12 protein-coding genes are annotated in these 13,679 nt (G+C 68.6%); all 12 read right to left on the bottom strand.

Annotated features, from left to right (window positions below):
- Window positions 1-13: 13 nt before the first annotated feature.
- The gene (lnt, locus tag Q8K49_RS14120) at window positions 14-1,654 is read right to left on the bottom strand and encodes an apolipoprotein N-acyltransferase (RefSeq protein ID WP_305306729.1); all 1,641 of its coding nucleotides are present in this window, start codon (window positions 1,652-1,654) and stop codon (window positions 14-16) included.
- Entirely contained in the window at window positions 1,629-2,090 is a 462-nt protein-coding gene (gene ybeY / locus Q8K49_RS14115) for an rRNA maturation RNase YbeY (protein ID WP_305306728.1), read from the bottom strand. Before ybeY ends, lnt begins: the two co-directional genes overlap by 26 nt.
- Window positions 2,087-3,082, bottom strand: coding sequence for a PhoH family protein (locus tag Q8K49_RS14110; RefSeq protein ID WP_305306727.1), 996 nt, complete (start codon window positions 3,080-3,082; stop codon window positions 2,087-2,089). The genes ybeY and Q8K49_RS14110 overlap by 4 nt, the downstream gene beginning before the upstream one ends.
- Window positions 3,072-4,478 (bottom strand): tRNA (N6-isopentenyl adenosine(37)-C2)-methylthiotransferase MiaB, encoded by a 1,407-nt coding sequence (gene miaB, locus Q8K49_RS14105; protein WP_305306726.1) that lies wholly within the window; start codon window positions 4,476-4,478, stop codon window positions 3,072-3,074. The genes Q8K49_RS14110 and miaB overlap by 11 nt, the downstream gene beginning before the upstream one ends.
- 50 nt (window positions 4,479-4,528) lie before the next feature.
- Window positions 4,529-5,005: a Fur family transcriptional regulator gene (locus Q8K49_RS14100; protein WP_305306725.1), complete on the bottom strand. Its 477-nt coding sequence runs from the start codon at window positions 5,003-5,005 to the stop codon at window positions 4,529-4,531.
- A gap of 28 nt (window positions 5,006-5,033) precedes the next feature.
- Entirely contained in the window at window positions 5,034-5,465 is a 432-nt protein-coding gene (rimI, locus tag Q8K49_RS14095; protein ID WP_305306724.1) for a ribosomal protein S18-alanine N-acetyltransferase, read from the bottom strand.
- Window positions 5,462-6,148: a tRNA (adenosine(37)-N6)-threonylcarbamoyltransferase complex dimerization subunit type 1 TsaB gene (tsaB, locus tag Q8K49_RS14090; RefSeq protein ID WP_305306723.1), complete on the bottom strand. Its 687-nt coding sequence runs from the start codon at window positions 6,146-6,148 to the stop codon at window positions 5,462-5,464. Before tsaB ends, rimI begins: the two co-directional genes overlap by 4 nt.
- Before the next feature lie 25 nt (window positions 6,149-6,173).
- On the bottom strand, window positions 6,174-6,563 hold the full coding sequence (locus Q8K49_RS14085) for a helix-turn-helix domain-containing protein (protein WP_305306722.1): 390 nt from the start codon (window positions 6,561-6,563) through the stop codon (window positions 6,174-6,176).
- A 73-nt stretch (window positions 6,564-6,636) separates the two neighbouring features.
- Entirely contained in the window at window positions 6,637-7,194 is a 558-nt protein-coding gene (locus Q8K49_RS14080; RefSeq protein ID WP_305306721.1) for a helix-turn-helix domain-containing protein, read from the bottom strand.
- 103 nt (window positions 7,195-7,297) lie between these two features.
- Window positions 7,298-7,852, bottom strand: a complete 555-nt coding sequence (locus Q8K49_RS14075; RefSeq protein ID WP_305306720.1) for a NifU family protein — start codon at window positions 7,850-7,852, stop codon at window positions 7,298-7,300.
- 188 nt (window positions 7,853-8,040) lie between these two features.
- Window positions 8,041-8,511, bottom strand: a complete 471-nt coding sequence (locus tag Q8K49_RS14070; RefSeq protein WP_305306719.1) for a universal stress protein — start codon at window positions 8,509-8,511, stop codon at window positions 8,041-8,043.
- Window positions 8,512-8,622: 111 nt separating this feature from the next.
- A complete protein-coding gene (locus Q8K49_RS14065) occupies window positions 8,623-13,488 on the bottom strand; it encodes an NAD-glutamate dehydrogenase (protein ID WP_305306718.1) in 4,866 nt (1,621 codons plus the stop codon).
- Window positions 13,489-13,679: the final 191 nt, after the last annotated feature.

Below are 13,679 nucleotides of genomic sequence, written 5' to 3'. Positions count from 1 at the left end.
GCAGGGCGTGAATTCATCGAGTTGGGGTCGAATCGGGCGGCGAAACGCTCCGGCGCAGACGTATCCACGGCACGGCCGTCCCCAGTCCGGCGAGCACCGCCAGCCAGAACAGCAGGTCGCCGAAGCGCCCGTAGAGGGTCACCGTCGTCGGCCGGGGCAGACGCGCGTCGATAACCCCGCTTTCGCCCGGCTCCAGCCTCTGGTCGCCGATCACCCGACCCCAGGGATCGATCATGGCCGAGACCCCGGTGGGCGTGGAGCGCACCACCGGCAGCCCGGTCTCGATGGCGCGATAGCTGGCCAGATTCAGATGCTGGAGCGGCCCGGAGCTGCGGCCGAACCAGGCGTCGTTGGAGATGTTGACGATCCACTCCGGTCGGCCCGCGGCGCCGGGCGTGAAACCCGGATAGAGGCTCTCGTAGCAGATCAGGGGCTGGGTCCGCGGCGCGCCGGGAATGTCGATCGGCGCGGGGCGCGGGCCGGCGCTGAAGTCCGTCGGCATGTGCGTCAGGCTGCGCACGCCCAACGCCCCCAACAAGCCGGCCGCGGGCAGATATTCGCCGAACGGCACCAGCCGGTATTTGTCGTAAACGCCGGTAACGCTCAGCCCGTCGCCACCCTGATCGGTCAGGACGAACAGGCTGTTGAAATAACGCGCGCCGTCCGGCGCTGAGGGGTCGGGAAGCCCGCGGCCCAGCCCCATGATCAAACTCTGGCCCGGCTGCACCGCGCCGGCGATGGCCATAGCCTCGGGCGACCCGGGCGCAAACACCTGATTGGCCGAAGCAGGCAAGGCCCCCTCGGGCCAGATGACCAGGTCGGGCGTCACCGCGCCCGGCCGCGCGGTCAGATTGACATAGCGGTCGACGATGCCGCGATAGGCCTCGGGCGTCCATTTGGACTCCTGGTCGACATCGGCCTGGACGATGCGCACCACCGTGCCGGTCAACTCCAGTCGAGCCTGCGACAGCCGCACCGTGCCACCGATCAGAAGCCCCACAATCCCCAGCCCGCCCAGCACCGCCGCGCCGATACGGGCCTTGCGCGGACCGGCCCCCAACAGCGGCCCGAACGCAGCGGCCGCCGCCACGGTGACGAAGCTCAGCCCGTAGACCCCCGCCACCGCCGCGAATTGGGACGCCGCCGAGCCGGCCTTCCAGCTGGCTCCGGCGGGATTCCACGGAAAGCCGGTCAGGACATGGCCGCGCAACCATTCCAGCAGGCAGAACAGGGCGGCGAAGAACAGCGCCCGCTTGACGCCGCCGGGCAGGAACCGGCGGTAGAGACCCGTCGCCGTTCCCCAGAACAGGCCCAGCCCGATCGGCAGAAGCGAGGCCGCGAAGGGCGCCATCCAGGCCTGGGCCGGATTGACCAGAAAGGCCTCGGCCACCCACCAGCAGCTTATAAAAAAATAGGCGAACCCGGACAGCCAGCCCATCCAGAAGGCGCCGCGCACCGAGGTCGAACGCTCCGCCAGAAACATCAGCAGGGCATAGCCTGCCAGCCCCGGGAGGAGACCGAACGGCGGATGGGCCAGCGCCGCCCCGGCGCCCGCCGCCAGCGCAAGGCCGATCCGGCCGAACCGCAGGATCAGCCGCGCGCCCCGTTCGTCATTGGGGCCGTCGTCGTCAAGCGTCGCCGTAAGAAGGTTCATGGGGCCTGTATGGGTCCGCGACGCCCAGCGTGGCAAGAAGGGTTCGCTCCTCGGCCTCCATCGCCTCGGCCTCGGCCTCATCAACATGGTCCCGGCCCAGCAGGTGAAACACGCCATGGACGGTCAGATGGGTCAGATGATCCGCCAAGGTCTTGCCCTGCGCCGCGGCCTCGGTGACGCAGACGCCAAAGGCCAGGACGAGGTCGCCCAGATGTGGCGCGGCGCTTTCGGCGGCGGGAAAGGACAGGACGTTGGTGGGCTGGGCCCGGTCACGGAAGCGGGCGTTGAGCTCGTGCACCGCTGCATCGTCCGTCAGCAGGACGACGATATCCCCCTCGGTCCCGCCCAGTGCGGCGGCGGCGGCCCGCTCGACCAAGGCCACAGCGTCGGGCAGGGCAGAGGTCCAGGCCTCATCCTCGACCTCCACCTCAATCATGAATCGGGATCTTCCAGATCGGCGGCGGGTCCGCGACTGGCCGTATCGGCGTCATAGGCACGCACGATCCGCTCGACCATGGCGTGGCGCACCACATCCTGGGCCTCGAACCGCTGGACCCCCACGCCCTTCACGTCTTCGAGGATGCGCAGGGCGTGTTTCAGACCGGAATCCCGCGGGTTCAGCAGATCGACCTGTGACGGGTCGCCGGTCACCACCATGCGCGCGCCCTCGCCCAGTCGGGTCAGGACCATCTTCATCTGCAGGCGCGAGGTGTTCTGGGCCTCGTCGACGATGATGTAGGCGTGGGCCAGCGTCCGTCCGCGCATGAAGGCGATCGGCGCCGCCTCGATCTCGCCCTTGTCACGCCGGCGGCGGACGTCGTCAGGACCGAGAATGTCGTTCAGCGCCTCCCAGATGGGGGCGAGATAGGGATCGACCTTCTCGTTCAGATCGCCGGGCAGAAAGCCCAGCTTCTCGCCCGCCTCGACCGCCGGCCGGGTGATGACCAGCCGGTCCACCTGCCCACGCCGCAGCAGAGACGCGCCGTAGGCCGCCGCAAGGAAGGTCTTGCCCGTCCCCGCCGGGCCGACGCCGAAGGTCAGCTCGCAACGGCTCAGCAGGGCCAGATAATTGGCCTGGGCCGCCGTCTTGGGTGCGATGGCGCCGCGCCGTCCGACCGGCAATGCGATGGCGTCGGGGGCCACGCTCCCCTGCCCCGCCCGTAACTGGGCCGCGGCGGCGCCGAGGGCTGTGCGCACGTCGGCCTCGGTGATCTCGGCCCCGGTCTCTGCTCGACTGGCGAGCGTCTCGATGACACGTTTGGCCTGCGATCGGTCGCGGGCCGAGCCGTTGATGGACACGCCGCCGCCGGGGGTCTCGACCAGAACCTTGAACCGGTCCTCGATCAGGGCCAGATGCCGGCTGTTAGGACCGATGACGGCGCGAAGGGCGGTGTCGCCCAGGGCCAGAAACTCACTCTCACGCGCCATGGACCGCCTTCTGTTTCACCAGCCGACCCTTCAGGGAATTCTGCCGGCCGTGTTCGATCACGACCGGAACGATCCGGCCGATCAGATGATCCGCGTCATCGACATGGACCGACTGCAGCCAGGGCGAGCGGCCGATGGCCTGGCCGGGCTGACGACCCTTCTTCTCGAACAGCACATCCATGGTCCGTCCGGCCATGGCGGCGTTGAAAGCCGTCTGCTGCTCCCACAACAGAGCCTGCAGCCCATGCAGCCGCTCGCGCGCGACGGCGGCGGGAACCTGGCCCGCCATCCCGGCCGCGGGCGTGCCGGGCCGCGGCGAATACATGAAGGAGAAGGCCGAGGCGTAAGCGGCGCGCCGCACCAGATCCATCGTCTGCTCGAAATCGGCGTCCGTCTCGCCGGGGAAGCCGACAATGAAGTCGCCGGACAGGGCGATGTCCGGCCGCGCCGCCCGGACGCGGTCGATCAGGTCAAAATATTTCTGCCGCCCATGCTTGCGGTTCATCGCGCGCAGGATGCGGTCCGAGCCGGACTGCACGGGCAGGTGCAACCACGGCATCAGGGCCTCCAGCGCACCATGGGCGGCGATCAGGTCGTCCGACATGTCGTTGGGATGGCTGGTGGTGTAGCGGATGCGGTCGATCCCCGGGATGTCGGCCAGCGCATAGGCCAGTCGGGCCAGGGTTGAGGGCGCGCCGTCCGGGCCCTCCCCGTCATAGGCGTTGACGTTCTGGCCCAGCAGGGTGACCTCGCGCACGCCCTTGTCGGCCAACTCCCGCGCCTCGGCCAGCACCGCCGCCACCGGCCGCGACCATTCAGCGCCGCGCGTGTAGGGCACCACGCAGAAGGTACAGAATTTGTCGCAACCCTCCTGCACCGTCAGAAAGGCGGTTGGGCCGTCGACCCCGCGGGTCAGCGGCAGGGCGTCGAACTTGTCATTGGGGGCGAAATCGGCCCCGATCCGTTCGCCTCGCGCCCGCGCCGTGCGCGTCAGAAGCTCGGGCAGCTGGTGATAGGCCTGCGGACCGACCACCAGATCGACCGCCGGCTGACGGCGCATGATCTCCTCGCCCTCAGCCTGGGCGACACAGCCGGCCACGGCGATGGTCATGGCCCCCTGCCCCGCCGCCGCCCGTTCTTCCTTCATGACCCGCAGCTTGCCGAGCTCGGAATAGACCTTCTCGGCCGCCTTCTCGCGGATGTGGCAGGTGTTGAGGATGACGAAGTCGGCGCCCTCGGCGGTGTCGGTCGTCGCATAGCCGAGCGGGCGCAGCACATCGGCCATGCGCTCTGAGTCATAGACGTTCATCTGGCAGCCGTAAGTCTTGATAAACAGGCGCTTGCGCGGCGCGCCCGTCTCGTCCGCCGGCCGCGGCGGAAACAGGGTCTCGGTCATGGGCGTTCTATGATCGCCCGGGCCATCGACGGCAAGGTCGCGGCCGGCCGTCAGGAGCCGAGATCGTCGTGGGTGTGCGAATGGCGTCGGAAAATGAGCCCTTCGCGCTTGGACGGTTCGGCGCCCTCGATCGGAACGCCGTAGAGCTCCAGCTTGTGGCCGATCAGCTTGAAACCGAGACGTTCGGCGATCTCGGTCTTAAGCCGTTCGATCTCGGCGTCGAAGAATTCGAAGACCTCGCCGGATTTGGCGTCGATCAGGTGGTCGTGGTGGTCGTCCCCGGCCTCTTCATAGCGGCTGCGCCCGTCGCCGAAGTCATGCTTCTCGACCACCCCGACCTCTTCGAACAGGCGGACGGTGCGATAGACGGTGGCGATCGAGATATGCGGGTCGATGGCGGAGGCGCGGCGGTACAGTTCCTCGACATCCGGATGATCGTCGGCGCTGGACAGCACGCGGGCGATCACCCGACGCTGCTCGGTCATGCGCATGCCGCGCTCGGCGCAGAGTTTCTCGATCCGGTCCATGGCGGGCAGGATAGGCGGGCGGGCCGCGCTAGGGAAGCGTCGCCGGCAAGTTGAGAGCCAGTATCAGCGCATCCTGTTCGCCGCCCCCTGGGCGGGCGTAGTAGCCGGGGCGTCGGCCGGCCTCGGCGAAGCCCGCGCGAGCGTAAAGGGCGAGGGCGGCGGTGTTGTCGTCGGCCACTTCAAGGAACAGGCGTGTAGCGCCGCGCCCCGCTGCCGCCGCCCCGCCTTCACGGACCAGTCGGGCGCCGAGGCCCCGCCGCCGCGTTTCGGGGCGGACAGCGAGGGTCAGGATTTCCGCTTCGTCGGCGACCGCCCGAAGCAGGATGAAACCCTCCGGTTCCTCGATGACGAACACGCCTCTCTGAGTCAGCAGGGACTCAAAGGCCGCGGCGTCCCAGGGCGCGGGGAAGGCGGCCGTGTGAATGTCGGCGAGGCGCGCGGCCTTGGCGGCGGCGGTCATGCGGTTCGGACCGGCGCGCGGGCCTGTCCCGGCAGACGGGTGGGCGGCGTCGCATCAGGCGCACGCAGATAGAGGGGCCGCGCCGGGGCGGAGGCCGGATCGGCCGCTGCCACCAGCCGGGCAAGGACCTCAGGCTCCGGCCCGTCCGGTGTCAGGACAGTCCTTCCCGCTGCGATATCGGCGAACAGGGCTGCGCCGGAGCCGACGAGGACGGCGGCGGTCCCCATGGCCGCTATTCGGGCCGCCGCCGCAGCGAGGGTCAGGGCTTCGGCGGGACCTTCCGGCTCACCCACGCGCCAGAACCGGGCGTAGACCTGACCGCGCCGCGCATCGATCAGGGCCGCCACCGTCAGAGCCTCGCCCGCCGAGGCCGCGAGGGCGTCCAGCGCCGAGACGCCGACCGCCGGCCGGTCGAGCGCCGCCGCCAGTCCCTGGGCGAAGGCCAGACCGACGCGCAGGCCGGTGAAGGATCCCGGACCGACGGTGACGCCAATGCGATCGAGGTCGGCAAACGCCACGCCCGCCTGCGCCGCCGCGTCGCGGGCGAAACCGGCGATGCGTTCGGAATGGCCCTTCACCATCGGCTCGGACCGCAGGCCCAGCCGACGCGCACCGGCGTCATCGACCTCGAACACCCCGGCGGTGCAAAGGCCCAACGCCGTATCGACGACCATCAGCTTCATGCCGAAACTCCCGCTCGAGGCGCCGTCAGTCGCCCCGCGCCAGCGCCCGGACGATGCGCGCCACGGCCCGACGAACGTCGCGGTCCTCGATCAACGGAAAGCCGGCCGCCACCGACCGGCCGTCGACGGTCGCGGTGAGAAAACGCAGCGTCTCCCAGCCGTCGTCGGCGAGGCCGCGCGCCGTCTCGACCGGCGGGAAAAAGGTTTCCACCGAGGTTCCCAACACGGTCGCCGCCCGGTGCAGGCGCGAGGCGGAGATGCGGTTCTGGCCCGTTTCGTACTTCTGCACCTGCTGGAAGCTGATCCCCAATTGCTGGGCAAGGGCGCTTTGGGACAGGCCGAGCGCCGAGCGCCGCAGCCCGATGCGTGCGCCGACATAGGCATCGACTTCGTCTCGTCCGCCGATCCTGGCCATGGCCGTTCATTCCCTCCCCTTCGAGAGCGGACTGTTTCATGGAAACGAAAACGTTGCAATGATTTCGTTTCATTCAACGCTCCAGCCGCGCCACGACAGTGGAGACGGTGCGGGTTTCGGACCGTGCGATCCGCTCATGCGCCGCCAGGCCGCCCGGACCGCCGCGCACGGTCAGCGCATCGGCGTCGGCCCCCTCATAGAGCCGGACCCGAACCTCGCCGTCGGCCATTTCGATCACGCAGCCCTGATCGCGCCGGGGCCAGCGGCCCGGCTCGTACTCCACCACCACGCCCGAGGCGGCCCAGGGGGCCAGATCATCATTGGACAGTTGCAGCCGGCGCGTCGCCGGCTCGTGGACGAAGGCCTTGCCTTCGCTCGCCATGCCCGGCATCGCCGACCCCTGATGCAACAGCAGGTCTTCCGGGGTGGCGTCGAGAGCGGCGGTCAGGCGGCGCTGGACGTCTGGGCGGTACAGGCCCGAGCGTTTGCCGGTCTCATACAGACCCCAGCCCTGGCTGGTCATGCCCGCCTTGCGGCCGGCCTCGGCCTGGCTCAAGGCGCGGTCGCGACGCAGGGCCGCAAGGGCCTCGCCGAGACGCCGGGCGTCGCTGTCGCTCTGGAAACGGGGCATGGGTCGATGATGGCGCCGTCCGGCCGGGGAAGCGAGGACGGATTCGTTTCAGGATGTTTGGCGCTATCGCTCGCCGCGCGGCGGCTCGCTGCTTGAGCGCGCCTCAGATCACCTGTTCGACACTGGTCACTTCAGGGATGTAGTGTTTCATCATCTGCTCGACCCCGGACTTCAGGGTGGCGGTGGACGACGGGCAGCCGGCGCAGGCGCCGCGCATGCGCAGGGTCAGCACGCCCGTTTCCTCGTCAAAGGCGTCGAACAGGATGTCGCCCCCGTCCTGGGCCACCGCCGGGCGAACGCGGCTGTCCAGCAACTGCTTTATCTCGATCACGATCTCGGAATCCTCGCCGGCGTCGGCGCTGTCGGCCGCCCCCTCGCGCATCAGCGGTGCGCCCGAGACGAAATGATCCATGATGCCGGCCAGGATCGGGGCCTTCATCTGCGTCCAGTCCAGACCGTCAGCCCGGCGCGTCACCGAGATATAGTCCGCGCCGAAGAACACGCCCGCCACGCTCTCGAGTCCGAACAGGGCCTCGGCCAGGGGCGAGGCAGCGGCCTCATCGGCGTTGAGGAATTCCCGTGGTTCGGCCGCAACATCGCGGCCCGGCAGGAATTTCAGGACATTGGGATTGGGGGTCGGTTCGGTCTGGATGAACATGGCGCTCAAATGCGCCGTGGCGGCGGCGGCTTCAAGAGCGACGTCTCCCTCCCCTCATGGGGAGGGTGGCCGCAAAGCGGACGGGTGGGGAACCGCCGCACGGTCTGCGCTGCCCTGAACTTCCCCACCCTGTCGTCGCTGCGCTCCGACATCCCTCCCCACTTCGGGGGAGGGAGACGCGCCCAAAATCACGCCAGATCCTCGATGTCCTTCTCGGTCAGCTCGCCCGGCACGATGGTGACCGGCAGTTTGCGCCCCGTAAAGGCCGCGCCCTGCTTCACCACCGCCGAGACGAGTGGACCCGGACCGCGTCCGCCTCCACTTGCGGCCAGAACGAGAATCTTGATCTCGATATCCTCGCCGACGACCTTGCGGATGGCGTCCTGCGGTTCGCCGCGTTCGATCAGCAGCACGGGCGTCGCGCCGGACCGTTCCGCCGCCTCCTCCGCCCATCTGTTCAACAAGGCTTCCGCCTCGACGCGGGTCTGGCGCTCGATCTCTTCGCGTACCCCGGCCCAGTGGGCGTCCGAAGCGGCGGCGGGGATGACGCGCAGCAGGGCGACGCGACCGCCGGTCGACCGGGCGCGCCGCGACGCGTATCGCAGCGCCGCCTCGAACTCCGGACTGTCATCGACGACCACCAGAAATTTGCGCGGCATCAGCCTCTCCCTCAGCCCCGCAAGCTAGCAGATCCGGGACGCATGCGCGAAGCGCCAGGACGCGTCGGGTCGAAAAGGCGGAGCCTTCCGACCACGGCCCAACAAGAAGGCTCAGCCGGCTGACGAAGCTATCTCACGGATCACGCTGTTGGCGATGGTCAGCTTGGCGAAGGTCCAGCCCGAACCCGAGGCCTCGATCTCGTCGATTGAGGCGCGAACCCCCTCGACCAGCCCCTGTCGCGGTCCGATCCAGGCGTCCACGGCCGCCTCGGCCGTGGCCTCGCTGGCCCCGACCGAGACGTTCGACGCCTTGGCGACTGCGCGGGTCAGGGTGGCTTGTTCGGCCATCAGATCCTCGATCAGGCGGCGCACCGCCAGCCGGTCGAAATGATCCGCCGAAGGCACATTGCCCGCGCCTGCCCGCAACCGGTCGAAATCGAAGGCCGCGCCGACCTGGTGATACAGCATGGCCATGCCCGGTTCGGGCCAGCCTGCCTGACGGGACAGGTCGCCAATGTCGGCGGTGGCGACCAGCGGGCGCAGCATGGCGAAGTCGCGCGCCATCGCCTCGGGCACGCCCAGGGCGGTGAAACTCTGGACCCGGCCCTCGAGCCGATCCTGTTCGAAGCGGGACAGCACGGTCCCGCCGGCTGCGCGCAGGGCGTCCGCCGCCGGACGATAGGCGGCGACCAGGGCATCGACCGGACAGCCCGGCCGCATCGCCCGCCGCGAGAGCCAGAAGGTCTGACGCCGCAGGACGGTGGCGATCTCCTGATACAGGACCGTCTGGGCTTCGGCCGATATCTTCAGGTCCAGGGCCGAGACCTGGTCCCAGGCCTGGTCGAGACGGAACACCTGCCGGGCCGCCTCGAAGGCGACGACCATGGCCGCTGTGTCGCACCGCGCAGAGAGCCGCAGCCGCTCGGGGAAGGTGGGACCGCACATGTTGACGATCTCGTTCGACAGAATGGTCGAGATGATTTCGCGACGCAGGCGGTGGCGCTGCATGTCGGCTTCGTATTTGGCCAGCGGGGCCGGAAAATAGCGGACCAGCGTTTGTTTGAAGAAGGGGTCGTCCGGCGCAGTCGAACCGACGATCTCGTCGAACAGCTCCAGCTTGGAATAGGCGGTCAGGACGGCCAGTTCAGGCCGGGTCAGGGCCTGTCCGCTCACCTTGCGCTCGGCCAGTTTTACATCGTCGGGCAGGCCCTCGACCTTGCGGTCCAGCTTACCCTTGGCGCCCAGCCACTGCATAAACCGCTGCTGGGTATCAAGCGCCTCGGCGCCGTCAGCCTCTTGCAGGGACACGGCCAGGGTCTGATCGTAGTTGTGCGCCAGCACCTTGAGGCCGACCTCGTCGGTCATCGAGGCCAGAAGGGCGTTGCGGTCGCCGGCCTTCAGCGCGCCCGAGGCGATGGCGGCCCCGGTCAGGATCTTGATGTTGACCTCGTGGTCTGAGCTGTCGACGCCGGCTGAGTTGTCGATTGCGTCGGTGTTGATACGGCCCCCACTCATGGCGAAGGCGATGCGTCCGGCCTGGGTCAGGCCCAGATTGGCGCCCTCGCCGATGACCTTGGCGCGCACCTCGGCGCCGTCGACGCGGATGGCGTCATTGGCCTTGTCGCCGACCTGGGCGTCGGTCTCGTTCGGCGCCTTCACATAGGTGCCGATGCCGCCGAAATAGAGCAGCTCGGCCGGGGCCAGCAGGATCGCCTTCATCAGCGTCGCCGGGTCGACGACATCTTCCTGGATGTCGAGCGCAGTCTTGATCTCGGGGCTCAGTTCGATCGACTTGGCCGAGCGCGGGAAGACACCGCCGCCCTTTGAAATCTTCGACTTGTCGTAGTCCTGCCAGGACGAACGCGGCAGTTTGAACATCCGGTCGCGTTCGATCCAGCTGGAGGCAGGATCCGGGGTCGGATCGATGAAGATGTCGCGATGGTCGAAGGCGGCGACCAGCTGGATGGCCTTGGACAGCAGCATGCCGTTGCCGAACACGTCACCCGACATGTCGCCGACGCCGACCACGATGAAGGGCTGGGACTGGATGTCCTTGCCCATCTCGCGGAAGTGGCGCTTGACCGCCTCCCAGGCGCCGCGGGCGGTGATGCCCATGACCTTGTGATCGTAGCCGACCGACCCGCCCGAGGCGAAGGCGTCGCCCAGCCAGAAGCCGTAGTCGGCCGAGATGCCGTTGGCGATGTCCGAGAAGGTCGCTGTGCCCTTGTCGGCGGCCACGACCAGATAGGGATCGTCGCCCTCGAACCGGACCACCTGCGCCGGCGGGATCACGGCGCCGTCCGGGGCGATATTGTCGGTGATATCCAGCAAGCCGGACAGGAAGGTCTTGTAGGCGCGGATGGCCTCCGCCTGCTGGGCGTCGCGATCGCCGCCGGCGCGCACGATGGCCGCCAGATGCTTGGGGAAGAAGCCGCCCTTGGAGCCTACCGGCACGATGACGGCGTTCTTGACCTGCTGGGCCTTCACCAGACCCAGCACCTCGGTGCGGAAATCGTCGCGGCGGTCGGACCAGCGCAGGCCCCCGCGCGCCACGGGGCCGAAGCGCAGGTGGACACCCTCGATATGCGGGGCCCAGACGAAAATCTCGCGGAACGGCTTGGGCAGGGGCAGGTCGGCCAGTTCGCGCGAGGCGATCTTGATCGAGATATGCGCCTTGGGCCCTCCGTGGGGGCCGGTCTGATAGTAGTTGGTCCGCTTGATCGCCTGCACCAGCAGAACCATGCGGCGCAGGGCCCGGTCGTGGTCGAGGCTCTTCACCGCCTGAAGCAGGTCATTGATCCCGGCGACCAGCGTTCCGACCGCGGCCTCGCGGCTGTCCGCGTCGCCTCCCGCAGCGGGGTCGAATTTCGCCGCGAACAGGGCCAGCAGGCCCCGCGCCACGGCCGGATAGTCGCGCAGCGCCTCTTCCTGCACCGCCTGGCTGGGATCGAGCCCGGTCTGCTGGCGATAGCGGGCGAGGGTCCGCACCAGCGCCGCCTCGCGCCAGTCAACGCCCAGTTCCAGCACCAGCCGGTTGAAGCCGTCGCTTTCGGTTCGCCCGGTCCAGACGGCTGCAAAGGCCGTCTCGAACGGACCCTTTACATCGTCGAAATCCAGGTCGCCGCCGCGCGGGTCCTCCATGAGGAATTCATGGACATGGATTTCGGCCTCACCTGCCGGATGCAGGGCATGGCCCCATTCCTCAAGCGTTTTCAGGCCCATGTCGGCCAGGATCGGCAGGACGTCCGACAGCGGCACCGCGGCGCCCCGGCGATAGAGCTTGAAGCGGAAATTCAGCGGACCGTCCCGGTCAATGCGGAAGGCCCGCACCGCCACCGGCTCGCCGCCGTCGTTCAGTCCGGTGTTGTTCAGGGAATCGACGGCCTGCAGGTCGCGTACAGCCTCGGGGGCGTCATAGCGGTCGCGATAGCCCGCGCCAAAAGCCTCGGCCCATTTGGCGCTGAGCGGTCCGACGGCGACGTCGTTGACGTCCGCGTCGCGCAGGGCGCTCTCGAAGCGGTCAACCCAGCTCCGTCCCGCCTCGGCGACCTCGGCGTCGAGCGCGGCTTGATCCGGGCACGGATGATTGCCCGGCGTAACGCCGATAATATAGTGGATCCGGACCAGAGGCTGGTCCGACAGCTGCGGATACCAGGCCGAAAGACGGCCGCCCCAGGCCTTGACCAGGATATTGCCGATCCGTTCACGGACCGAGGCGTCGAACCGTTCGCGCGGGATGAAGGCCAGCACCGAGACGAAGCGGTCGAAAGGATCCTGACGGGTAAAGGTCCTGATCCGCGGGCGGTCGTGCAGGTGCAGGATGCCGAGCGCGATCCCCAGCAGTTCGCTCTCCTCGATCTGGAAGAGTTCATCGCGGGGATAGTTTTCCAGAATGTTCTTGAGCCGCTTTTCGCTGTGGCTGCCCGCCGTCTTGCCCGCGCGGACCAGGGCGTTGGCGACCTTGCGGCGGACCAGCGGCACCTGTGTCGCGGTCTTGTCATAGGCCTCGGCGGTGAACAGGCCGACGAAGCGGGTCTCACCCGAAGGACGGCCATCGGACCCAAACCGCTTGACCCCGATATAGTCCATATAGGCCCGGCGATGGACGCGGGAGCGGACATTGGCCTTGGCCACCGTCACCGGCTCTGACAGGTCCAGCTGCCGCTTCATCGACCGGGTCAGCACCGCCGGTTCATTGGCGCGGCGCAGGACGGTGCGCTCCGGATCGGCCAGCACGCCCAGGCCGACGCCGGACTGGGACAGGGGCGCCTCGGCCTCATAACCGCCGTCCTTGCTGCGTGGATAGTCGTAGTCGCGGGCGCCGAGGAACACGAAATGATCGGCCTGCAGCCACTGCAGGAAGGCCAGGTTCTCGGCGAGCACATCGGCCGCAACCCCTTGCGGATGCGCTTCCAGATGGGTGATCGACCGATGCATCAGCGCCGCCATGCCGGCGTGGTCGTCAACCGCGCTGGCCACGTCGGTCAGGGTCCGGACCAGGCCTTCGCCCAAGGCGTCGCGCCGCTCCTGCGGCAGGGGATCCAGGATCACGATGATGCTGGACTCGCGCCCGCCCTCTTCCTCGGTCACCGGATGATACATTGACCGCACCGTCACGCCGGCGTCGGCCAGCTCGCCCATCACGCTGTCGACGAGGAAGGGTCGGTCGTCCTGGATGACGAAGAGCACGTCATAGCCCAGCGGCATCCCGTCCGCGGCGTGAAGCGGCGACAGGGTGATCCGCGGCGGCTCGCCGTGCGCCCGGCCTTCGGCCGCCCGCCAGGCGAGAGCGAGCAGGTTGGCCATGTCTGGACCGCTGAGCTCAGGCGTCTCGTCGGCGGCGTAGTCCTCCCAGGCCTGGCGCAGGAAATCCCGGCCCGGGCCGCTCAACGCGCCGGGCGAGAGCTGGTCGAAGCTGGCCTCCAGCGCCTCCAGGGTGATTGCCTGAGGGTGCGCAGGGGCCGTTTCGCCGGACATGGGCAGGTCTCTTGTGGACGCGACCTCTCAAATAGGCCGCCGGGAGATGGGGCAGACTAGGCCGCTTTGCCGCCTGGGCAAGCATCCACGTCGGAGGGCGCCTGACTAGGCCAGCGGGCCCGGCTCGGAAACCCCCAAACGACAAAGCCGGCCCCGTTTCAGGGGCCGGCTTTGGGCGAGGACGCCAGCGT

This window comes from Brevundimonas sp. (assembly GCF_030682035.1).
Taxonomy (GTDB): domain Bacteria; phylum Pseudomonadota; class Alphaproteobacteria; order Caulobacterales; family Caulobacteraceae; genus Brevundimonas.
This window is presented reverse-complemented; position numbering and strand designations above follow the sequence as displayed.

Coding starts and splice junctions, on each gene's coding strand:
- Q8K49_RS14075 (WP_305306720.1), bottom strand. CDS start 7,852: ATGTTCATCCAGACCGAACCGACCCCCAATCCCAATGTCCTGAAATTC.
- tsaB (WP_305306723.1), bottom strand. CDS start 6,148: ATGAAGCTGATGGTCGTCGATACGGCGTTGGGCCTTTGCACCGCCGGG.
- lnt (WP_305306729.1), bottom strand. CDS start 1,654: ATGAACCTTCTTACGGCGACGCTTGACGACGACGGCCCCAATGACGAA.
- Q8K49_RS14070 (WP_305306719.1), bottom strand. CDS start 8,511: ATGCCGCGCAAATTTCTGGTGGTCGTCGATGACAGTCCGGAGTTCGAG.
- Q8K49_RS14080 (WP_305306721.1), bottom strand. CDS start 7,194: ATGCCCCGTTTCCAGAGCGACAGCGACGCCCGGCGTCTCGGCGAGGCC.
- Q8K49_RS14110 (WP_305306727.1), bottom strand. CDS start 3,082: ATGGCGCGTGAGAGTGAGTTTCTGGCCCTGGGCGACACCGCCCTTCGC.
- Q8K49_RS14085 (WP_305306722.1), bottom strand. CDS start 6,563: ATGGCCAGGATCGGCGGACGAGACGAAGTCGATGCCTATGTCGGCGCA.
- Q8K49_RS14100 (WP_305306725.1), bottom strand. CDS start 5,005: ATGGACCGGATCGAGAAACTCTGCGCCGAGCGCGGCATGCGCATGACC.
- miaB (WP_305306726.1), bottom strand. CDS start 4,478: ATGACCGAGACCCTGTTTCCGCCGCGGCCGGCGGACGAGACGGGCGCG.
- rimI (WP_305306724.1), bottom strand. CDS start 5,465: ATGACCGCCGCCGCCAAGGCCGCGCGCCTCGCCGACATTCACACGGCC.
- Q8K49_RS14065 (WP_305306718.1), bottom strand. CDS start 13,488: ATGTCCGGCGAAACGGCCCCTGCGCACCCTCAGGCAATCACCCTGGAG.
- ybeY (WP_305306728.1), bottom strand. CDS start 2,090: ATGATTGAGGTGGAGGTCGAGGATGAGGCCTGGACCTCTGCCCTGCCC.